The sequence below is a fragment of the Planomicrobium stackebrandtii genome (assembly GCF_030814955.1).
GTDB classification, from domain to species: Bacteria; Bacillota; Bacilli; order Bacillales_A; family Planococcaceae; genus Planococcus; species Planococcus stackebrandtii.
This window is the reverse complement of sequence record NZ_JAUSWB010000004.1, coordinates 125,307-146,954: the sequence shown is the minus strand read 5'-3', so window position 1 is coordinate 146,954 and position 21,648 is coordinate 125,307. Positions and strand designations below refer to the sequence as shown.

Sequence of the window (21,648 nt, the reverse complement as noted above, 5' to 3'; positions counted from 1 at the left end):
CATACATACCTATATTTCCAATAGCTATTACACATGATAACATATAAGATAGTATCATAGCATATTGTCAAACAAATCGAAAATAAGCATTTTTGGAGTGAACATATATGAAGAAAGTAATAACTTACGGGACCTTTGACTTGATTCATCATGGCCATATAAACATATTGAAACGGGCAAAAGAGAACGGGGATTATTTAATCGTGGGCTTATCATCCGATGAGTTTAATGCGATTAAAGGCAAAGCTGCCTATCACTCTTACGAAGAACGCAAATTGATACTCGAAGCCATAAAATATGTGGATGAAGTTATTCCGGAACACAATTGGGGACAAAAAGTGAGGGATATCCAAAGCAATAATGTGGATTTATTTGTAATGGGTTCTGACTGGGAAGGCAAGTTTGATGAATTGAAGGATTACTGTGATGTTCTTTACTTGCCGCGGACAGAAGGCATTTCGACAACAAAAATCAAAACAGACCTTTATAACAGCCAATGATTAAAGAAGTTGGAATTTCCATCTATCTATTTTTATTCAAACTTTTATTTGCCCTGTTCAAGCTTTTCCCCATGAAAAATAAAACCGTTTTTCTGTCTTCTTTTGGTGATAACGCTTTTTTTATAGCGAAAGAATTATCAAATGCAAAACACCATCAGATCATCTTTATTAACCAAGCCAAATGCAAAATCGATTTTACGGCTGTTCCTACAAGCAACAAGAAAATTTACAGCTTTGAAACATCTAATATTGCAGATACTTTTTTGTCCATCTACCATTTAGCCACTGCAAAATATGTCTTCGTCGATAATTATGCCGGCGTTCTTTCGGTCATTAAATTCCGAAAAGAAGTAAAATGCATTCAATTATGGCACGCGGCTGGAGCCATTAAGAAGTTTGGCTGGAGCGATCCTGAAACTTCCGGCAGAAGCGAGCGGGCAAAAGCGAGATTCCAGCAGGTGTATGATCGCTTTCAATACATTCCTGTAGGCTCACAGCAAATGGCAAATATTTTCTCTGAATCTTTTCATGTTGACCAAAGCCACTTTATCTACACGGGAGTGCCTCAAACTGATTTTTACTTTGATCCAGTTGCTAAAGAAAAAGCTTTTACGACTTTATTGAAATTATACCCGGCCATTGCTGGGAAAAAAGTGGTCTTGTATGCACCTACTTTTCGGAAAAATTCATTGCACAGAATGAAGGTGCAGCTGGATGTAAAAGAAATGCTGGAGAAACTGGATGATCAGTATGTGTTGTTAATCAGGCTTCATCCTTCTGTCCAAGAGGTCACGAACTTCACAAAGCATCCGCGTGTACTGCTGGTCAATGACTACCCGCATCTCAACGAATTGCTTATTGTCAGCGACGTTTTGATCACTGATTATTCATCCATTCCAGTAGAGTTTTCTCTGCTTGGAAAAAAGATGATTTTCTTCACTTACGACCTTATAGACTACGGAAAAACTCAAGGTATTTGGGCCGAGAACAGCCTGTATTTTCCTGGTCCGATTGTAAAAACAACCAGTGAAGTGATTCACCATATTCTGGATCCTAAGATGGACGTTGAAAAAATCGACCAATTCCGCAATCACTGGAATACATATTCGACTGGCCAAAGCACATGCCAACTCATCACTGTCATTTATGATCCAAAAGATCTTTAATTTAAAAGCCAGCATTCCGTTTCGGGAATGCTGGCTTTTTTACTACTTAATAGAAGTCTGCTCTTTCAAAGCTATTGCATCAGTTTCTTACAAATATTTTCATAATATTCAGTTTATAATAGCGCTAATTGCTTATATGCGTGGTATAATAGGAGTATAAAATTTACGTAAGATTCTCCTTTTATTTTCCTCCACTCATTTATGCCCGATTGATCCCATACATACGCTGGCTCTGTCCAGCGCACTAACTAAAGGGGTGAGAAAGGTGCTTTCCAAATGGATTAAAGTCTTAGCAGCCGCATTATTAATCCTGTTCACCGTGTTGTCCTTCTCTGGCCAGTCACAAGCAGCAAGCTCCACTTACATTACGAAAGGCAGCACGACCAGCAAAGTGGTTGCACTGACTTTTGACGACGGGTCAGACGGCACAAACATCAACAAAATTCTGGACATTCTGTCTGCCAATAATGTAAAAGCGACGTTCTTTCTAACAGGTTCCGGGGCCAAAAACCACCCTTCGTGGATTAAGAACATATCTGCCAAAGGCCATCAGCTCGGCAACCATTCTTATTCGCATCCTGATTTCACAAAACTGACTGCCGCAAAAATGAAAAGTGAACTCGATACTACTGAAACCACTATTAAAGGGATCACCGGAAAATCGACCAAGCCGATTTTCAGAGCCCCATTTGGCGCATCCAATGCTGCCGTCTTGAAGGCTGTCGGGGATGCAGGCTACACGCATACAATTCAATGGAATATTGACACCATTGACTGGAAAGGCATCTCAGCCACGGAAATCACCAATAAAGTCGTAAATAATATTGTGCCGGGATCCATTGTTTTGATGCATACTGGTGCTGGCGCGTCTGGAACTCCAGGTGCTCTGCCAGGTATGATCAGCAAGTTGAAAGCGAAAGGATATAAATTCGTCACAGTCTCAGAGTTATTAAAATTGCCTGCCTCACCAGTGAGCGGCACGAAGTATACTGTCAAAGCCGGAGATACACTCTATAGCATCGCGAAAAAATTCAATGTCACTGTTTCAGCGTTGGCTAAAGCCAATAACATTACCAATTATAATCTGATCCGTGTTGGACAAGTATTAACAATTCCAGGCAAGGCGACTCCTCCACCTGCTGTTTCTGTCAAATACACGGTTAAGGCCGGGGATACACTATACAGTATTGCCCGCAAATACAATACGACCGTTGCCAAAATAGCTGCCGCCAACAAGATCACCAATGTTAATGCAATTCGTGTTGGACAAGTACTGGTAATTCCCAGATAGCAGTAAGCCCAATCCCTGAGTTGTTATTAACCAAATAAAAAAGGAGCTGGAATAAATAAATTCCAGCTCCTTTTTATATAGTTTATGGCTTGTATAGAAACCTCCGGTAAAGCTTAAAAATCATATACGCCATGCCAATCAAAAAGAGAACCGCCAGGAATGGAACAATAAATATTAGAATCGGCACTAATGTAGCCGTGGCATCTTCTGCTGCAGAAACGGCCGGACTCATCAATGCCGTTTCACTCACTCCTTTGACCGCTGTAATGGTCGCGTGTGAAACTGTAGCTACTCCACCTCCGCCGATGATGGCAATGCTCCATTCAAGAAAAGGGCTCATATCCCCAATAAAAGAGGCAGTCAGCAAGATACCTGCCAAAGCGGCAATTGGTGTTGAAATCATTTTCATGAAGGATCCTACAGCGGGAATATAATTGACGGCAATTTCAAAAAGGGTGGCTGCCGCAAATGCGACAATTGCTGGTGTACTGCCAATCCAACTGAAACCTTCCGAAAGTGTCAGCCAGTCCACATGTACGAATATTCCCGTAATCAGCAATGGCGTAAAAATTCTAAAACCCACCGTTGCACTTAATGCCAGTCCAATGCATATTGCAAGAATGGTTTCCATCACGTTGACCTCCGTTGCCTTTGTTTTCTTTTAGTATACATGAGCCTGTTCTCTCCTGATACTCACACAGCACATATCGTAGCTGCGAAGAAATCCCTGTTCCGTTTTGCTGCTTGTTCCATTACTTCAAGCGGTCCCTTCTTTTTTCCTCGCGCAAAATCTTTTCGAAAAGCTTTAACAGCGGTTTTTTCAGCTCGGGACGCTTTAAAGCAAACTCAATCGTTGTTTCAATAAAACCATATTTTTCTCCAACATCGTATCTGCGCCCTTCAAACTCAAATGCATAGACATTTTGAACTTTATTGAGTTTTTGAATGGCATCCGTCAGCTGAATTTCTCCTCCCGCTCCAAACTGGTGTTCACCCAAAAATTTAAAAATATCAGGAGTCAAAATGTAGCGACCCATGATTGCATAATTGGAAGGAGCTGTTCCGAGTACCGGTTTTTCTACAAAATTTCTGACTTTCATCAATTGACCATCCACTGACAGTGGATCGATAATTCCATATCGGTAAGTTTCTTCTGGCGGAACCTGCTGTACCCCAATAATCGAGTTACCGGTTTTGTCATATTGATTTATCAGTTGCGCCAGGCACGGTTCTTCGTTTACTACAATATCATCCCCTAACAATACAGCAAAAGCTTCATCACCAATAAAGTTGCGCGCAGACCAAATCGCATGGCCCAATCCAAGTGGATGCTTTTGGCGAATAAAATGGATTTCTAGTTTTGATGTTTCAAGAACTGTTTCCAGCATATCCATCTTCCCTTTTTCCAGCAATGTCGCTTCCAGTTCATGCGCGTGGTCAAAATGATCTTCGATTGCCCGTTTCCCTTTGCCGGTTACAATAATGATGCTTTCAATTCCAGATGCGATAGCCTCCTCTACAATATACTGGATCGTCGGCTTGTCCACGATAGGCAGCATCTCTTTTGGCATCGCTTTAGTGGCAGGAAGAAATCGTGTTCCCAGCCCCGCAGCTGGAATGATGGCTTTTTTGATGGACATCAGTGGCTCCTCCTTTTGTTCTGAACGCTTTTATGCCTATCATAACATTTATCAGAATAATCAGTTCAATCAGTTTGTCTTTTACGATTCACTATAGAAGAGACACTCAGTAATTTGTGGAAATTTCTTCATTCAGAGTGATAACTTTAATATTATTAAAATTACCTTTAAAATTCAATTTATATAAACATATATACCTATATTATTTAAATTAAACCAAGACTATAATAATCTAGATATTCCATTTATTATACACAGGGGGAAGAAAATGAAACGTTTAGCCGTATTTTTATTAGTTTTAGGGTTTTCATTTAGCATGATGCCACTCTCGGCATTTGCCATCAAAGCGGACGATGCTAAATTTGACCAGTTTTTAACAGAAATCAACTGGGAAAAACAAGATTACCTTGACTATTTGGACAGCAAAGATTGGTCGTTGGACGAATTTGATCAAGTTGATGAGTTAGGTACGCCATTAACCGAAGAAAATGTTCAGTCGCTGGCAAATAAGTTAAAATTGTCCCGCACTGAATTGAACGAAGTGCTTTATGAATACGGCGACATTGATTACGGTATGGATGTGCTTGATGGTACCTATTTGATTTTCATCGAAGATGTCGAATACTACATTGATTTTTATTTGGATGACTATATGGGAACGCCAATTAATGAAACAAACTTGCAAGCGCTTATGGAAGAGTACGGATTCTCCTCCGAAAAAGAGTTGGAAGCATTTTTACAGGAATATGATGATTCTCTTTCATACTACGACTTCATTGAAGATTTAGAGTCATCCATTATTTTCTATCAAGACCCAGGCTACTTTGACATTGACATTGATGTTGATGGCCTTTTCACTGAATTGGGCTTGACTGAAGAAGAAAGTGACAGATTGGTCGCTCACATGGAAACACTCGATTATGAAGATCCTGCTTTCGAACAAAAACTGACGGAATTAAGCGATCGCATGATGGCAGTCGGCGAATTTGAAACTGCTGATGAACTGACAGCAGAACAGATTGCTGAAATCATGGATATCTACAGTGACATGACCGATTTGCTTCAATTGAAAACAACTTATTACTTTGTCAAGGATGATAAAAAAACGCCTGTTTCTTTAGCCACTCTCATGACACTCGAATCAACTGAAGGCGCTGATTTATTGATCGAGATTTACAATTTGGAAGATGCATTCCTTGCAGACATCCTTATGACGGCTGAAATGTTCGGGTCTGACGTAATCGTGGACACCGGAAAAGGCTTGGAGACTGTGGAAAAAGTTATTACAGCACCAACTGTGATAGAAAAACCGGTTGCAACCGCTCCAACAACACCATCTGCAACTCAAACAGTGAAAGGTGGAAAATTACCGGCTACAGCTTCTGATTTTGCAGGAAATGCTGTTTTCGGACTGGTATTGCTTTTAGCCGGCATTGCATTATTCCGTCGTATTAAGGCTGAACAAGCCGAATGATGAAGGACAAACATGAAAAAAAAAGAAGCAAAAAACCGCTTCTTCTTTCTCTATCCATCGCCCTTATCATACTTGGCCTATGGTTCAGCACTACCAGCACGGCAACTTTTGTAAAAGGTTATATGCTTTATAAAACTGGAAACGTCGAGGCAAAAGACTTCAGCAATAAACCAGAAGCCCAGCCTCCTGCACTTGCCGAAGAACTGGAGATTCCTGAGGAACCTGAAGCAGCTGAGGAACAAATTGAAGAGCCAACCACTGATTCAGTGCTTCATTCCGAATATCCGAAAACACCCGAAATCGGCGACTTGATGGGTGAACTGATCATCCCGAAACTTGAAGCCAGTCTTCCAATTATACATGGTACAAACGAAGATGAGCTGGAAAAAGGCGTCGGACATTTTGCTGAAAGCGTGCTGCCCGGAGAAAATGACAATTCCGTATTGTCCGGCCATCGCGATACGGTATTCCGTGAGCTTGGGGAAGTCGGCAAAGGCGATCTTTTGATTGTCAAAACCCATTCCGGCACTTTCACGTATAAAGTTCGGCAAGTACGAATTGTAGACGAAGACGATCGGACCGTAATTGTCCCGAAACCCAAAGCTACTTTAACCGTTTCGACCTGCTACCCATTTGATTTTGTCGGATATGCACCGGACCGTTATATTTTAGTAGCGGACTTGGTTTCCAGCGAGTAAAAGAAAATATAAGAAAAGAGCGGTGAGATTTACTTCACCGCTCTTTTCTTATGCATACAGTCTATTCATCTGTTAAAAGGCCTAGACTTTTGTAGCTTTTTTCACTTCGATCAGCTTTTGGACTTCGTCATAGATGCGTCGGCTATTTTGCTGATCCTGATGTTTGATGATGCCGGTAATTTCGTATTCGAAATTAGCAAAATTACTCTTAATTCGATCTTCAATAATTGTTACAAGCTCTTCTTCATAAGTGCCGATGCCGCCAATGAAAGTTTCTTCAATCGGACGCAGGATGCCTTTGCGGAAAAAGCGGTCTACATCAAAATGATAATAGACGACCGGTTTATTGAGCAGCGTGAAATCAAAGCTGACGCTGCTATAATCCGTGATGAGCAAAGCATGATCTATCAGTAACTGTTGAACAGTCTGCGACCCCAGCGGGATGAATTTGATGCGTTCATGCATATTTTCAATTTCGCTTTGGAAATAGTCCTGAGCCCGGTAATGCGGATAAAAATTAATGTTGACGTTATATTCTTCCAGTAAACTGAGCAACTTTTCATTTTGGATCAAGTTGGCATACGCAAGAAAATATTCACTCTTTAGAAATTGCTCATCCGTATTGATCCAGTCGCGCCAGGTCGGCATCAGCAAAATGTCTTTTGGAAGATTAACCTGAAGCAACTTATCAAAACGCGCCAGACCAGTTGCAGCAACTTCATGATCCTCATAACCCATCTCATCCATTACGATGACTTGCTTTTCAGGGTCCGAACTGACAATGAATAAATCAAATGGCATATCATAATTCTTCTTGTGGTATTCAACGTTTTTTCGGCCCAATACGCCATGCTGAAGGAAGATTTTCACAGTTTCTTCGTAGCCGAAAAACCCCCTCGCCGGCTTATAAGGCAAAATATTTTCCAAATCATGAGTCCCAAGCAAAACTTTAGCTTTGAAAGCAATTTCGAAATGCTTGTCTGAACCAAATATCAAGACGTTTGGAATGTGTTTGATGTGTTCATAGTCTGAACTGTCTTCTTCTATTACATAATAGGATTCAATGGATGTATTTTCCTGCAGCCATTTGAAAAAGACGATTCCATTGTCCTGGGCTGTGTTCGTACGTTCGCCCATCAGCCATATATTTTCATCTTTTGCTTCGACATCCACTGGGATCTTCACGTGGCTTCGGATAGTGAATGATTCGACTTTTACGTTGTTAAACGGGGTAGTCGTAATCATAAAGTGATGTTCATTGCCTTGATCGTCATATTGCTTTTTGTAGCTGTAATAATTGTCTTTCTTATAACGGGCTTTGTTGTACCTAATTTTTTCTTTTCGGATAATTTCTCCGGAGACATTTTCAATAACGACAAAAAGGTCGAGAACCGTTTTGTCTTTACTTTTGATCCCAATCAAATCCAGACTGTTGAGATCGACTGTAAATTCCCCAGTAATCGGGACTTGAAGTGAATCTTGAGACAATCGGTCTTCAATCATCAAATAAGCTTTCGAACCGATAAATTCTTCAATCGATCCTATCACTCCCTTTAATTGAAAGTCATTAACTTCCCGGATTGCTTTCTTCAGTTTAGCTTGAGTCATTGCCAGACCTAATGATAAATCTTTACGGCGATAAAACCGCAGCTTTACGAATTGCGAATTCGATATAATTTTGTAATGTGTCGTTGTGTCATTCAAAAGCTGCTTATCCATGCTGAACCTATAAACTTTAGGTTCTTCACTGTGCTCGACAAGGAAAAAACGTTTCACAAAAAGGTTTTCCAGCAACTCCTTCATCGGCAGCCGGGTTTGAAGGCGCTCGTTCTGCCGCTTTAGCGGATAAGATTTTAGCATTCCGCTTTTCGGTTCATCTACTAAAAGTGAATACTCAAAACCAGTGTTTCCGCCAGAGAGGGCAAGCGATACAAGGTATTCATAATTTTGCTTTTCCTCAATTAAAAGAGAATCGATTTTAACCGAATGGGGAATCAACTCCAAGTAAAACACCGAATTCCGGCTCAAAATCCGGAGCTGATGATGGTAAGAGCTGAATGGTTCGGCAAAAGGCTCCAATAAGTTCAGGGGATACAATTTGTTATCCACATGGATGAACATCCGCCACAGTCCAGCTGCCATTTCAGAAAAATCACTGAATACAATAATGTTCTTTTCAGCATCCTTTGTACCAGTTAAGATGCGGAATTGGAAATTATTAAAAGCATATAATTCAATTTTTGCAGAAGCTTCTTCCGCCGCATCCGGCAAACTTAAAGACAGGGTAAGAACATCGTATTGCACGGACTGGATTCGGGACTCAATCGGAGTCTCCATAAAGTAAAAATCAGCAAACCGGTTATTGATGATGATATTCCGCTTAACTTTTGTCGACAGAAATTTATTGCCAATCAATATGGCTTCCTGAAAATCGCCGGCTTTATACAGTTCGTGTTCTGTAATCCATATTTTTTTGTTATTGATTGTCAAACGCATCTTTGAACTTGAAGTTACCAACGCTAGAAGATGCTCTGGTATGGTTATAATCAAGCGATTATTATTCAACATCTCATTGCTTAATTGATGAACTTCCTCGTTTATTAGGAATTCGGCTTTGATATTCTTCTTCATAACAAAAAAGTTTGATAACTTAAATTCAAAATGTAAATTACTTTTTTCGAAATAATATTTTTCTACTTCAACTCTTTTTACTAACATTTTTTTAAACTTTTTCGAAAACTTCTTTAAAATCATAAACATTAATCTCCCAAACAATTTTATTATTGCAACACCTTATATTATCTATCCTGCTAATATCTGTCAATTGAAATTTATATTTGTGACAAAAACCAATAAGTAGTACTTATATGTTATGTACCTTTTATTTAATAGGCGGTATACAATTATTCCTATTTTTTCCTAAAGTGTGGAGACACCCTCATATTAATAGTTATCATTTATATCATCTATGCTACTTTATGCTCGTCTCTACTCGTCAAGCTCCTTTACTTTATTGTCGCATTTTATAAAAGACAATACTATGAACAACTTATCACATTTTAATCGATAGAGTTTGAATGCCTATGTTTATAACTATTATGGCATTTCTCACACTTTCATCTTGTATCGGAGGTGCCTTCTTGTTGTACAAAATGGTATTACACGGCTATTCACAGGAAAAATTAAGTACTTGGAGCCCACTGTTAAACAAAAGTTTATTTAACAAAGATCCCCAAAATATTACTTACGAGCAATAAAGGCTAACTTTATGAAAATATAAAAAAAGACTGCCGAATGTTTCTCGACAGCCTGCTAGCCCTTCCTTTAAGGAAGGGCTTTTTTATTCTTTGCCCAAGGGCAAAACCTTCTTAATCAACGATTTTAAGCGTTGAGGTTTTGAGATTTTGGAACTTAAGTTTCCAAAGTTTGTTCGGTACAGCACCATTCTTTGGCGTCCGATTTTAAGAAACTCGTCCGTTTCGCCTTTGGAATGGAGCCTAACTCTGGTCCTTGGCGATTGGGGATACTGATCCAGTTTGAAATAGAAATCGTAGGTGGCGTCTTTTTGGGCTCTCCTCATCGGATCCACGTCCAACTCCAACGAAAAAGATTGCTCTTCACAAGGATATATTTTTTCTTCATCAACTTGGTCCAATTCGAGAAAAGCTACGGGCAGGTCTTTATTGTTGTTTCTGTCTCTTGCATAAATGTATCCTGTAAAAGAACCGCTGGCCTTTGGCACCCATACCTTCCCAGATACTCTCCAATTGTCTTCCCGCTTTTCCATCGTTTCTATAATCATCTTTGGCTTATTAAATTTCGTGATGTCATATTCTGCTTCGATTCCCTGAAAAACAAATCGGCTGTTTTCCTGTTTCACAAGCGAAGATTTTTCAGTATTTGTCAGCAACTGTGACAATCCCATTAAATCCTGTTCTTTCTCTGCCATTGCTAATTGATAGAGCAGTCTCTCTTTATCTGGCAGCTTTTCAGCAATGGATGGTGGAAATTTTTTCAAATACGGTAAAACCAATTCTTGCCACTGCTGCCTCTCTTCATCTGCAATCAAGGCAAATTTAAGGACATGCAGACGGATTACATCCAACAGGCTTTTCAGATCATGTTCATCAATGATTCGGGGTGATCTGCCTGTCGCTGTCAGCCATTGCCGATTTTCACTGAGCGCTTCAAGTCGGTGCGCCGTATTCTCCAGCTTCATTTGCTGCTGTGTAATGGACGGCATAAACTCTTCTTCCCGAATTCTCCATTTATAGACCACTTCATCAATAACCTGGATTTTCGTTGATAACACAGCCGCTTTTAACGTCACAGATAGGTCTTCATAATATTTCCCTTCTTTAAAAGCAAGCTTGTTTTTAGTCAATAGCGCTCTTTTCCAAAGCTTGTTGCAGGCAATGCTGTCCTGCAAAAGCTCCGGACTTTCCTCCAGCGTCGTTAGTTTCCGCTTATTATATAAACCGAACTCGACATGACGCGGTGGGGCATACTGCCGCTCCTGGTCAAAGCGAATGACTTTTCCTACCACGTAATCCGCGGCACTTTTCTCTGCCGCATCCACCAATGATCGAATCGCTCTTGGCGGAATGATATCATCCGAATCCAAAAAGAAAATATAATTGCCGGTGCTTAACGAGACACCGCGATTGCGGGTAAAGCCAAGGCCCTGGTTAGTCTGCGAGTATACGTGAAACCGTTTATCGTTTTGGGCATATTGCTGCAGCACTTGTTCACTCAAATCGGTGGATCCGTCATTAATGGCTATTACTTCAAGGTTTTTGTAGGTTTGCAGAGCCACCGATTCTAAACAGGCTTCTAAATATGGAATTGCGTTATATACAGGAATAACGATAGAAACAAGAATTGCCATACCCTACCCCCTTTATTTCTTCCCAAAAACGCTGTCAATCACTTTAGCGGAAGCTTTTCCATCTTCCAGGCTTCCAAACTCCTTGACAAACCGGTCCAGAGCCCCCTCAAAAGCTGCAAGTTTTTCTGGATGTCTAAAGTATTCAAGCAACTCATCCATTGTTTCACAGACAGGGCCAGGCGCATTTTCGGCAAAATCGAAATACATGCCGCGCCGTGTAATGTATTCGTCCAAATCATAGCAATACAGCAAAATCGGCCGCTTCAGCAGCGCATAGTCGAACATGACGGAAGAGTAATCTGTAATCAGCAGGTCGGCCAACAGGTAAAGTTCTTGTATGTCCTGGTAATTGGAGGCATCCACAATATTTGGCGGCAATTCGAATTGAGAAATTTTATCCGACAGTAAATAATGTAGCCGAAGAACGAGGACTTGATCCCCATGCAGCTCTTTACTTAAATACTGGACATCATCCAATACCCGTTGAAACGAGTCGGGATCCCAGTCTCTAAATGTCGGCGCAAAAAGGACGACATGCTTTTCTTCAGAAATCCCCAAACTCATGCGCGCCTTTTCTTTGATTTCTGGCGGTTGGCTAATGAGGATATCATTTCTCGGGTAGCCGGTCTCCAAAATTTCACCTCCATATCTGAAGCCTCTTTTTAACACTCGGCTGGTGTAGCTGTTAGGTGATACGAGGTAATCCCATGCGTCGGTCTGCTTTTTCAAACGCGTCAATTCCTGAATGGAAGGCTGTTTCTTTTGGTCGTAACCCATTCTTTTCAGCGGTGTACCATGCCAGGTCTGAATATAAACTTGCTGATCTTTCTTTTCAGCAAGATGCGCCATTCCCTGGTTGTCGACCCAAAACTTTGCACGGTTCAAATAATAAAGATGCTTCAAGCTGTTTCTCTTCACTTTAATAGCCGGACCCGGCAGTTCCACCGCTCCCGGCTCCTGGAACGACCAAATGTATTTATAGTTTCTGCCTGTCTCAAGCAACTGCTCATAAATATATTTAGGACTGTCACTGTATTGCTTGCCCATATGGCTTTCAAATAAGACCCAATTGGAGCGGACCGGTAATTTGGGGATCCAGCGTTTCGCCCATTTTTGAAAAGCAGATTCTGTGTTCTGCGTTTTTTTAGCCTCTTGGGTCTTTCTTCGCTGTTTCAGTTTCCATTTAACTTGATCCACACTCTTCACGGGCTGAACACGGATAGAGAAGGAATTCTTTTCATTGATGTATATGCTTTTTGACAAACTATCCGTTTTGACTTCAATATTCGGCAAATCGGCTATTTCCGACCCTTTCGCCAATACTTTGTGAAGATTCCCCATATGGTTTACGTATAAGGAAAGATAATAATTCCCTTCTGTCATGTTTTTCACATGGAAAGTGTATGTTCCATCCCCCGACTGCTCTGAAACGAGTGTCACACCAGTTTGACGGTTTCGCAGCATCCAGAAAGAAGTAACGGTACCTGGATCAATCGAATAGACGTTGACAGACGCATGAAACGAAAATTGTTTTTCATCCAGCTGAACATCTGAAATGCGATAGGCAATTTCCGGCCGCTGCATTTTCAAGAATTTATGATTCCCGGCTATGGAAGCACTGAAATAATACTGGCTGCCGACATTGTGGATCCGATATGTTTTCGTCTCAAGTCCGTTGGTATAAGCGATCCAATCATCAAACGCGTCACGGTCTCCTATGTACAGCAAATAATAGAGAATCCGATCTTTTTCAGCCAGATTCAGAAAAGCATATTCATCCATTGTTTCATGCAGGTAGTCATGGATTAACACATGGAACTTCTCTTTGTAGTCTTCATCAAAAAGCAGGTAGTCATTGGTATAGAGTTTTAAATCATGACGGAGAAACTTATTGTTCTTTTCTTTCTGATACAGCGAAGCTCCGCTTTCTTTCAAAAATTGATCAAAATAGCGATGGGCGATGATGCGATTCTGAAAGTTTTCAAACTCAAATCGCCGGTTAGTGATAGACTTCACATCACTGTTTTCCACCACTCGCCAATAATAGACCGGTTCTGGAATGATGCTGAAGGATTCAGCGAGGAAATAAGCTTTGCCCGTAAACACGATATCTTCATAGTGGATACCTTCTGGAAACCGCAGATGATGGGCATCCAAAAATGAACGCTTGTAGATTTTATTGACGGACAGGCTGTCAAACAGCATTCCCATAAACTCGCGAATGTTCAAATTGATGCGTTCAATTGAATACAATTGCTTGTGGTACCAGATTTCATAATTGTTCGTACGGATCACCTGTCCCGCCACAAAATCTGAACCGGTCCGCTCGATCGCTTCCACCATTTTTTCACAGGCTGATACTGTGTACCAATCGTCTCCATCCAAAAACATCACATATTCTCCCGTTGAGTTGGCGATCCCGGTATTTCGAGGCGTGCTGCAGCCTCCGCTGTTTTCCGGCAAATGAATGGCTGTAAAATTAGCTTTCCCTTCAACAAAGCGATCGATCAGCTCACCTGTCCGATCGCTCGAAAAATCATTGACCACCACAACTTCAAAATCGGTATAAGTCTGTTCCTGCAAGGATTGCAGAGCCTCTTCTATATACAACTCATTATTGAAGGCAATAACGACGACAGAGAGTTTCGGCCGTCTCACGGTTTTTTGCTCATTGACCATCTCTTCGCCCTCCCAACTCTTCAAACAGTTTATACCATTGCTGCTTGATAACTTTTTTATCAAATTTCAAACTGTTTTCATACGCATTCCTGCTGTAGGAGTAAAACAGTTCAGGATCTTCAGCCAGGCGTTTGATGTGCCTGCCAAGCAAATGGATATCTCCTACAGGTGCAATAAGGCTATCTTCATACTCCGTTAAAATTTCACGGATGCCTGGAGCACAGTCTGTAGACACGCAGGGCAGGCCGCACGATTGGGCTTCAATCAATGACATTGGAAGGCCTTCAGCTTTCGATGACAGGACAAAAAAGCTTGCCTCTCTCAAAGATGCTTCAATGTCTTCAGTCTGTCCTTCCAAAAAGACGCGCTCTTCCAGATCAAAAATACGGATGAGGCTTTGCAGTGAGTCTTCCGCCGGCCCTTCTCCGTAAATATGCAGCGTCCAACCGGGAATTTTCTCAGCCACAGACGCAAAAGATTCGATTAAAACGTCAAATCCTTTTCCAGCGACCAGCCTGCCGGAGGAAACAATCTTTTTATGATTGTACAAAATTTCTGGAGGGGTAAGGTGACGGAATGGCGAGGGGTTGTACATTACTCCTGTATTCTTGAACCCGGCCTCTTTAAAATGCTCTTCATCTTTTTGTGTCAGAAGCAGGAATTTTGAAACTTGCCGGTAATGGCTAAGTATCCGCTTATAACGCTGAGAACTTCTGGCAGCTGCCACACTTTCATGGCTTTGCCCGATTACTTTAATGTTTTTTTGATAAAGAACCGGCTGCATCCATTGCATCCCGTATACTTGAATCGCTATGACGAATACCTCTTCATCACCAAATGCCTCAAAAAACTTTTTGACATCTGCCCGCTGCTTTTGAAGGCGGTAACGGCGGTTCACCTCTTTTGATACCTTTATTAGTTTCCCCTGTTTTAAATTGGAGGAAAGTTCAATCGCCGCAGGCGGACGATAATCGTCTTTATGGATGAGTGTGACTGGCACCTCTTTGGAAAAGTAACTTGGGGCCTTTTTCTGCTGGTTGACACTTAAAATAGAAACGTTATGGCCATCCCGCATAAATTCTTCCGTCAAAATAGAAGCCACCCGCTGCGCACCGCCATGGTTATTGAATTCATTGATTAAAAATACGATATTCTTTCGCTCCATATGATTACCCCTTGTAAATAGATTCACTTTCATCAGCCGTAGCTATAGCTTGGCCCTTTTCTCGAGCCGCAAGTATTTATTGGCGGTTTGAATGTGCGCTGTATAGGCACTGGCGGAATAGGGCTCTGCTGGATATTCAGAAGCTTTTGATGCCCATACTAGATTCAGCAGCTGATGCTGCGGTTCTTTTTCCATTATGTAGCTTAAATGGCTTTCAAAGCTTCCAATCTCAAGTTGTCTGAGGTCTATTGCTACTTGGAAACGCGAGAAGTTATAAACTTTCCCTTGCGGATTGTACGCAGGGTTTTCTGTTATCTCTTCCGTTTCGCTGATGGTCACTGGGAATGCATGGCGCTTAAAGGTGTTGAGTTCCGTTAAATAAAACTTCATCGCAAGGTCGTCTGGCGATTTGGTTTCATAGCCTCGTACAAATGCTATGCCATCGATATGGAGCAGCTCGTCCTCTATCCAGATCCGATTAACCTGCTGCTCGACTTTCTCAATGTTTTCGATGGCCAATTGCAGGTTGTTCTGCTGGACGTTGAAATGGTAGCGAAAACGGTCATAGCCGCTTGATGGAGGTTCGGAGATGGCTGCGTTTCCTGCCCAGATGGAAAACTCCACCTCTTTCTCTTCTGCCAACTCCTCGTGCAGCCAAAAGCTGAACTTGCCTGGCTTGAAAAAAAGGGGAAATTCTTTTTCACTAAAATCAACTGTAAAGCCCTGGTTTGCTGAACTGAGATTTTCCATAATGGTTTCGCCTGTCCGGTCATCCCGGATTGCCAGCTGGAAACGTTCGTGAACGTTTTTCCGTTGCTGATTCCGCAAAATCCCTGTTATTTGAAGGCTAAAGCCATTTTCCTTAGTAGCATAAGCTACCTGGTTGATGGCATGCTCGTATTGAATTTCAGCCAGTATAGACTCGATCGGTTTGCGGCCACTCATGAATTCACCATACATGGACCCGACAAATTTGGCATCGCCGTACGTAATGAGTTCTCCTTGATGAATCCATGCCGCTTTAGAGCAAAACGATTCGATTGCATGGTTGTCATGGCTGACGAAGATAATTGTTTTTCCTTGCAGCTTAAAATCGTTCATCTTTGCCATGCATTTTTTCTGAAACGAAGCATCTCCTACTGCCAGCGCTTCATCGACAATCAGAATATCCGGATCCACATTGACCGAAATCGCAAACCCAAGTTTCGCTTTCATCCCGGAAGAATAATTTTTAACGGGCTGTCCAATAAACTCCCCGAGCTCCGAAAATTCGATAATATCATCAATCTTTGTCAGCATGTCCTGTTTTGTATAGCCCAGCAGCGTGCCTTTCATAAAGATATTGTCATATCCGCTCAGCTCCGAATCAATTCCTGAGCTGACATCAAGAAACACAATCGAACCCTGGACATCTACTTTTCCAGAGGTCGGCTCCGTAATGCCCGTAATGATTTTCAGCAAAGTGGACTTGCCGGATCCGTTCTTTCCTAAAATGCCAATGGATTCGCCTTTTGGAAAATCGAGTGTCACTCCGAGGAGGGCAAAAAAGTCCTTATGCAGTTTTTTCCGTGTTGCCACTTCTTTGATCGGACCCCATGGATCTTTATACAAACTGTATTTTTTTGTGATATCTTTGACACTTACTGCTATATCCATGACAATCCGCCTTTCGGAAATCGAGCTTACAGAGTATCGAGAAATATTGGCTTCATCCGCTTATGCAGGTAATTTCCCAAAAGAAAAAAGATAAGGACCAGGATCCAAAAATAGAACGTGTATACCGGCTGTTCCCAGAATCCGGTTTCATAGAAAAACGAATCCCGGTAGCCCTGGACGATGTAATGGAATGGGTTGAGCTTGATAATCCAGTCATACATGCCGAGATTGTCGGCTGACCAAAAAATAGGAGTCATCCAAAAAAGGAAGACGAGAATCGTATCCAAAAAACGGCCAAAATCCTTGCTGACAGCAACCAACGGCGCAGTCATCGAGCCGATGCCCAGAAGCAGCATGACAGCTGCAAAATCGTAGTATAGTAGCTGTAAATTATAGAGGGAAACGGTTTGAAGAGACAAAGCGGTTAATAGAAAAACGACCGCCAACAGGATCAAATGAATATAGTACGAAAACAGAATTTGGACTGCAGGCAATATGGCAATTGGAAAAGGCGTGTTCTTAATAATCGACCTTTTGCTGCGAAATGATTTCTGCGTAAGCCGGAAACCATCATTTAAAAGAAACCAGGCGACCATGCCAATCGCAAGCCATGCAAAATAAGGTGCCCCGTCCACCGGTCCGCCAGCTCTTGCCCCTACACTGAATACAAACCAGAAGACTGCAATTCGCATCAACGGATTGACTAGACCCCAGACAAATCCAAGCAAGGTGCCTGCATATTCTCTTTTTATTTCCTGAATGGAAAGAGACTGGATCATTTTCCGGCGTTTCCACATTTCCTTATAAATATCGAACATAACTCGACCCCTCTGCACCTTGCATGAAAACAATAGGATTGTTAGTGAAACCCATCCGGATTTAGAACTTGCCAATTCCAGGAGTCACGGCACATCTCTTTTAAACTTTTCTCGGCCTGCCAACCAAGCAGTTTTTTTGCCTTTTCCGGATTGGCATAGCAGACTCCGATATCACCAGGTCTTCTGTCTGTAATTCTATAGGGTATTTTTTTCCCTGTCACTTCGTTAAAGCTGCGTAAAATTTCCAATACACTGTAGCCGGTGCCAGTCCCAAGATTGAAGGTTTCGATTCCCTCATGGTTGTCCAAATACTCAAGTGCCTTGATATGCCCTTTTACTAAATCCACAACGTGAATGTAATCACGGACACCTGTCCCATCGCTCGTATCGTAATCTCCTCCAAACACTTGCAGCTCCTGCCTTTTGCCAATTGCAACTTGGGTAATAAACGGAATCAGATTGTTTGGCACTCCTCTTGGATCTTCGCCTAATTTGCCGCTGGGATGGGCACCGATGGGATTGAAGTAGCGCAAAATAGCAATCCGGAAAGAAGGATTGGAAACTGCCAAATCCCGTAGAATTTCTTCAATCATCAATTTAGTGCGTCCGTAAGGATTTGTAGCTGACAAAGAAAACGATTCTTCGATCGGCACTCGTTCCGGCTGGCCGTATACCGTTGCGGAAGAACTAAAGACCAATTTCTCCACTTTATGCTTCAGCATAATTTCACATAATGTCAGCGTACCGCTAATATTATTGTTGTAGTAGCTGAGCGGCATTTGGACCGATTGCCCGACTGCTTTGTACCCCGCAAAGTGCATGACTGCAGATATATCATACTGGGAAAAAACATCGTCCAAAGCTTGGTAATCCAGCAAATCCACTTGGTGAAACACGAACTCTTTGCCAGTCATTTCTTTAATGCGCTCTATTGATGCCAGTTGGCTATTTGATAGATTATCTACAACCACCACTTCATAATCATTTTCAAGCAATTCGACCGTTGCATGGCTGCCGATAAATCCCGCTCCCCCAGTTACTAACACCGCCATATACATCCCTCTTTTTTAAAAGTTTTTTATAAATTGGAATATTTAGATAAATACAATTGATTCTATTATACTGTAAAAAACACATCTTGCCACAAAAACATGCGACTTTCCGATTCTTTTTAGCAACAAAAAAGCCGCCTCGTAGAATCAAGTGATTCTACGAGGCGGCTTTGGAATCAACAGATCCCTATTCCTTATTAACTATATCGGAAACATAATAAAATCCGTATTCATCCATTACAATGGTATAGGTTTTATTGCGCTTCTGAACGGACCATTCACCAGCTGCATTTTTTTGATCAAATGCTTCTTCCGTGTGGACAATTGCGTGGTCTTCGAAAATCTCGATACCGGCAATATCCAGCTGTGTGAAGTTGAACTCCATTCCCTGCCCTGCGATGTCTGTAATATACTCTGAAATACCATTGTAAATCTCGCTCTCATAGACAAGAAGATTCTGCACGTAGAAAAAGTCTTCTTCTTTCAATGAGGTTTCATAATAATAGCGGAAATCACCGATGAATTCACTTAAATTGGTTTCATCAAATTTCATTTCCAAATCAATATCGTATTCATATTCTTCGTCTTCATAGCCGCTAAAGTCGTCATAGACTTGGAATAAGGCTGCAACTTCCTCGGCCGACATCGGAGCAGTCACCCACTGTGACAATTGGTCATGCATCGAATACATTGGAATCGAAAAGCCGATCGAATCGCCTTCTTCAATCACCAGTGAATTGATGCCGATGACTTTGCCTGTTGTTGCATCAACCAGCGGACCGCCGCTGCTGCCCGGGGCAATTTTGGCGTCAATCTGATAGATGTCCTCGTAAGTAAACTCCTGGTAGAAATCACGGTCAATTCCGGTTAAGTAGCCCATCGAGGCTGTGTTTTCCATGCCTGCCGGGCTGCCAAGTGCAATGACTTCCGTACCCACGTCAGTCGCTTCCATTTCAACTTCCAATGGAGCAATGCCTTCAAATGCTTCAACATGGATCAATGCAATATCGGATTCATCAGAAATGCCGACGACTGTCCCCGGGTGATCCTGGCCGTTGATGTTGCGGACTACTACATCCGTGAAACCTGCTACAGCATGCGCATTGGTTACGACCATTCCGGTATCAGAGAACAGGAATCCTGATCCTTGTCCACCTTCCGTCAAAATGGTATAGACTTTTTGCTGCGATTCTTTGATGATTGCTGTTTTTTCTTTTTTCTTCGGTTCTACTTTTTCTGGCTGTTCGGAAGGCGGCACAACGTTTTCCACTTTCGTTACAGTACCTGCTGTTTCCTCTTCCGCTGGAACCGTTTCTTCAGGCTCTTCAACCTTTTCCACTATCCCTGGCTCTATTGCTGGCTCTTCTTCAGGTTCTTCTTCCACTTCCGGTGCTTCTGGTTCCGGCTCTGGTTCTATTTCAGCAGTCAGTTCTTCTTTTGGCGGTTCTACTGGCTCTGCTTCGTCTTCCATTAATTGTGCAGAACCAATGCCTACACCTAATAAAGTTAATACCAATACGATTGCGTACATTAAGTTACGCTTTTTTTGCTTTTTGTTTCTTCTTTGCATGAGTGAATTCCCACAATCCTTACAGAATTTTACGCCTTCTTCATTTTCTTTCCCGCACTTATTACATGTCATCGCTGTACCTCCTGATGGACTAGCATAAATCCCATTAATTTCTTCCATTATAAACCTTATAACGTCAAACAACTACTCAGGGTTGCAACTTGTCATGAAGTCTTCCTATTTGTAATAAATCTATCTATTCAGAAGATGATTTTATCATAGATAGCAAATTAATAGTTAACAAAACAAGCTAAATGTAAAATATTATTAAATTTGCAGTATTAATTATCATTTTTAGTAGGTATTATCAGATCTGAAAAATACCATATTTTAGGTATTTTTTGAGCAGAAAATTTTTCATGAATATTGGGAAATACTTTCGTTTTCAGTGACAGATTATAGTTCTGGGAATATTTGTATTAGGCTTGCTTTCATTTCGTAATTTTTATAATTTTGAGTCATGAGCAGGTCTGTAAATAACATCTTGAACAGGACTCTTATGAGCACCCAAAGAAACCGCAGCTGTCAGAGTGGCAGCTGCGGTTTCTTTGGATTTATCATCTATTTCACGTCAATTTCATGGATCTTTTCCTGAACAATCAGCAGTTTTTGAAAGTTGTGGTTTATGGCTGGAGATTCTGATTCTATCTCCTGGGACACCGTATTTAATTTCATGATCAATCCGTCCAGTATGGTCTGGTACTCTTGATATTGCTCAAAGCTGATAGTTTCTTCATCACCCAGTTCCGCAACCAGTGCCTGAAGATCTTCTTCGAGTGCGTCTAATTGTTTCTGATAAGGACCTAATTCCAAGGTACCTGTTACTGGCTTGCCGGCTTGCTGTTGTTCTTCGGAGGCCGGGGCTTTTAGTGCAATGTAAGCCTGGGTATTGACTTGCGGCATCAAAACAAATCCAAGGGCGAGAACAGGAACAGACATTTTCAAAAACGAAGTTTTCAAAAGATCTTCCTCCTTCAAGGTGATTAGGCTCTACAGTCAGCATATACCATCTGCCAAACGCCGCAATCCCTTTTCAGGAGTCTTTAGAATT

The 21,648-nt window shown here is 41.6% G+C and carries 16 protein-coding genes; 5 read left to right on the top strand and 11 right to left on the bottom strand.

What is annotated here, in order from left to right; translation table 11 throughout:
• Positions 1-107 precede the first annotated feature (107 nt).
• The 3 genes from tagD to QOZ98_RS08560 all read left to right on the top strand — a co-directional run bounded on the left by tagD (position 108) and on the right by QOZ98_RS08560 (position 2,957).
• A complete protein-coding gene (gene tagD, locus QOZ98_RS08570; RefSeq protein ID WP_308787066.1) occupies positions 108-500 on the top strand; it encodes a glycerol-3-phosphate cytidylyltransferase in 393 nt (130 codons plus the stop codon).
• Positions 497-1,666, top strand: coding sequence for a CDP-glycerol glycerophosphotransferase family protein (locus QOZ98_RS08565; protein ID WP_308787065.1), 1,170 nt, complete (start codon positions 497-499; stop codon positions 1,664-1,666). Before tagD ends, QOZ98_RS08565 begins: the two co-directional genes overlap by 4 nt.
• 265 nt (positions 1,667-1,931) lie before the next feature.
• The gene (locus tag QOZ98_RS08560; protein ID WP_308787064.1) at positions 1,932-2,957 is read left to right on the top strand and encodes a LysM peptidoglycan-binding domain-containing protein; all 1,026 of its coding nucleotides are present in this window, start codon (positions 1,932-1,934) and stop codon (positions 2,955-2,957) included.
• A gap of 82 nt (positions 2,958-3,039) precedes the next feature.
• Here QOZ98_RS08560 and QOZ98_RS08555 read toward each other — a convergent pair whose 3' ends face one another.
• Together QOZ98_RS08555 and galU are read right to left on the bottom strand one after the other, a co-directional pair.
• Complete coding sequence (locus QOZ98_RS08555; protein WP_308787063.1) at positions 3,040-3,588, bottom strand: DUF4126 domain-containing protein; 549 nt, start codon at positions 3,586-3,588, stop codon at positions 3,040-3,042.
• A gap of 121 nt (positions 3,589-3,709) precedes the next feature.
• On the bottom strand, positions 3,710-4,597 hold the full coding sequence (gene galU, locus QOZ98_RS08550) for a UTP--glucose-1-phosphate uridylyltransferase GalU (RefSeq protein WP_308787062.1): 888 nt from the start codon (positions 4,595-4,597) through the stop codon (positions 3,710-3,712).
• 268 nt (positions 4,598-4,865) lie between these two features.
• Between galU and QOZ98_RS08545 the strand changes: the two genes are divergently transcribed.
• Both QOZ98_RS08545 and QOZ98_RS08540 read left to right on the top strand, forming a co-directional pair.
• On the top strand, positions 4,866-6,071 hold the full coding sequence (locus tag QOZ98_RS08545) for a processed acidic surface protein (protein WP_308787061.1): 1,206 nt from the start codon (positions 4,866-4,868) through the stop codon (positions 6,069-6,071).
• Positions 6,068-6,769 (top strand): class D sortase, encoded by a 702-nt coding sequence (locus QOZ98_RS08540; protein WP_308787060.1) that lies wholly within the window; start codon positions 6,068-6,070, stop codon positions 6,767-6,769. The genes QOZ98_RS08545 and QOZ98_RS08540 overlap by 4 nt, the downstream gene beginning before the upstream one ends.
• Before the next feature lie 81 nt (positions 6,770-6,850).
• Here QOZ98_RS08540 and QOZ98_RS08535 read toward each other — a convergent pair whose 3' ends face one another.
• From QOZ98_RS08535 to QOZ98_RS08495, 9 genes are all read right to left on the bottom strand, one after another.
• Positions 6,851-9,265 carry a CDP-glycerol glycerophosphotransferase family protein gene (locus tag QOZ98_RS08535; RefSeq protein WP_308787059.1) on the bottom strand — a complete coding sequence of 805 codons (2,415 nt, stop codon included), beginning with the start codon at positions 9,263-9,265 and terminating at the stop codon, positions 6,851-6,853.
• A gap of 844 nt (positions 9,266-10,109) precedes the next feature.
• The gene (locus QOZ98_RS08530; protein ID WP_308787058.1) at positions 10,110-11,657 is read right to left on the bottom strand and encodes a glycosyltransferase family 2 protein; all 1,548 of its coding nucleotides are present in this window, start codon (positions 11,655-11,657) and stop codon (positions 10,110-10,112) included.
• A gap of 12 nt (positions 11,658-11,669) precedes the next feature.
• Positions 11,670-14,336 (bottom strand): bifunctional glycosyltransferase/CDP-glycerol:glycerophosphate glycerophosphotransferase, encoded by a 2,667-nt coding sequence (locus tag QOZ98_RS08525; protein WP_308787057.1) that lies wholly within the window; start codon positions 14,334-14,336, stop codon positions 11,670-11,672.
• Positions 14,326-15,501, bottom strand: coding sequence for a glycosyltransferase (locus tag QOZ98_RS08520; RefSeq protein ID WP_308787056.1), 1,176 nt, complete (start codon positions 15,499-15,501; stop codon positions 14,326-14,328). The genes QOZ98_RS08525 and QOZ98_RS08520 overlap by 11 nt, the downstream gene beginning before the upstream one ends.
• A gap of 42 nt (positions 15,502-15,543) precedes the next feature.
• Positions 15,544-17,157, bottom strand: coding sequence for an ABC transporter ATP-binding protein (locus QOZ98_RS08515; protein WP_308787055.1), 1,614 nt, complete (start codon positions 17,155-17,157; stop codon positions 15,544-15,546).
• Between the two features lie 26 nt (positions 17,158-17,183).
• A complete protein-coding gene (locus tag QOZ98_RS08510; protein ID WP_308787054.1) occupies positions 17,184-17,975 on the bottom strand; it encodes an ABC transporter permease in 792 nt (263 codons plus the stop codon).
• Between the two features lie 41 nt (positions 17,976-18,016).
• Positions 18,017-19,027: a UDP-glucose 4-epimerase GalE gene (gene galE, locus QOZ98_RS08505; RefSeq protein ID WP_308787053.1), complete on the bottom strand. Its 1,011-nt coding sequence runs from the start codon at positions 19,025-19,027 to the stop codon at positions 18,017-18,019.
• A 187-nt stretch (positions 19,028-19,214) separates the two neighbouring features.
• Entirely contained in the window at positions 19,215-20,669 is a 1,455-nt protein-coding gene (locus QOZ98_RS08500; RefSeq protein ID WP_308787052.1) for a trypsin-like peptidase domain-containing protein, read from the bottom strand.
• A 489-nt stretch (positions 20,670-21,158) separates the two neighbouring features.
• Positions 21,159-21,557 (bottom strand): hypothetical protein, encoded by a 399-nt coding sequence (locus QOZ98_RS08495; RefSeq protein ID WP_308787051.1) that lies wholly within the window; start codon positions 21,555-21,557, stop codon positions 21,159-21,161.
• Between the last annotated feature and the right edge of the window lie 91 nt (positions 21,558-21,648).

Coding starts and splice junctions, on each gene's coding strand:
- QOZ98_RS08500 (WP_308787052.1), bottom strand. CDS start 20,669: ATGACATGTAATAAGTGCGGGAAAGAAAATGAAGAAGGCGTAAAATTC.
- QOZ98_RS08540 (WP_308787060.1), top strand. CDS start 6,068: ATGATGAAGGACAAACATGAAAAAAAAAGAAGCAAAAAACCGCTTCTT.
- QOZ98_RS08515 (WP_308787055.1), bottom strand. CDS start 17,157: ATGGATATAGCAGTAAGTGTCAAAGATATCACAAAAAAATACAGTTTG.
- galU (WP_308787062.1), bottom strand. CDS start 4,597: ATGTCCATCAAAAAAGCCATCATTCCAGCTGCGGGGCTGGGAACACGA.
- galE (WP_308787053.1), bottom strand. CDS start 19,027: ATGGCGGTGTTAGTAACTGGGGGAGCGGGATTTATCGGCAGCCATGCA.
- QOZ98_RS08510 (WP_308787054.1), bottom strand. CDS start 17,975: ATGTTCGATATTTATAAGGAAATGTGGAAACGCCGGAAAATGATCCAG.
- QOZ98_RS08565 (WP_308787065.1), top strand. CDS start 497: ATGATTAAAGAAGTTGGAATTTCCATCTATCTATTTTTATTCAAACTT.
- QOZ98_RS08520 (WP_308787056.1), bottom strand. CDS start 15,501: ATGGAGCGAAAGAATATCGTATTTTTAATCAATGAATTCAATAACCAT.
- QOZ98_RS08525 (WP_308787057.1), bottom strand. CDS start 14,336: ATGGTCAATGAGCAAAAAACCGTGAGACGGCCGAAACTCTCTGTCGTC.
- QOZ98_RS08545 (WP_308787061.1), top strand. CDS start 4,866: ATGAAACGTTTAGCCGTATTTTTATTAGTTTTAGGGTTTTCATTTAGC.
- tagD (WP_308787066.1), top strand. CDS start 108: ATGAAGAAAGTAATAACTTACGGGACCTTTGACTTGATTCATCATGGC.
- QOZ98_RS08535 (WP_308787059.1), bottom strand. CDS start 9,265: ATGCGTTTGACAATCAATAACAAAAAAATATGGATTACAGAACACGAA.
- QOZ98_RS08555 (WP_308787063.1), bottom strand. CDS start 3,588: ATGGAAACCATTCTTGCAATATGCATTGGACTGGCATTAAGTGCAACG.
- QOZ98_RS08530 (WP_308787058.1), bottom strand. CDS start 11,657: ATGGCAATTCTTGTTTCTATCGTTATTCCTGTATATAACGCAATTCCA.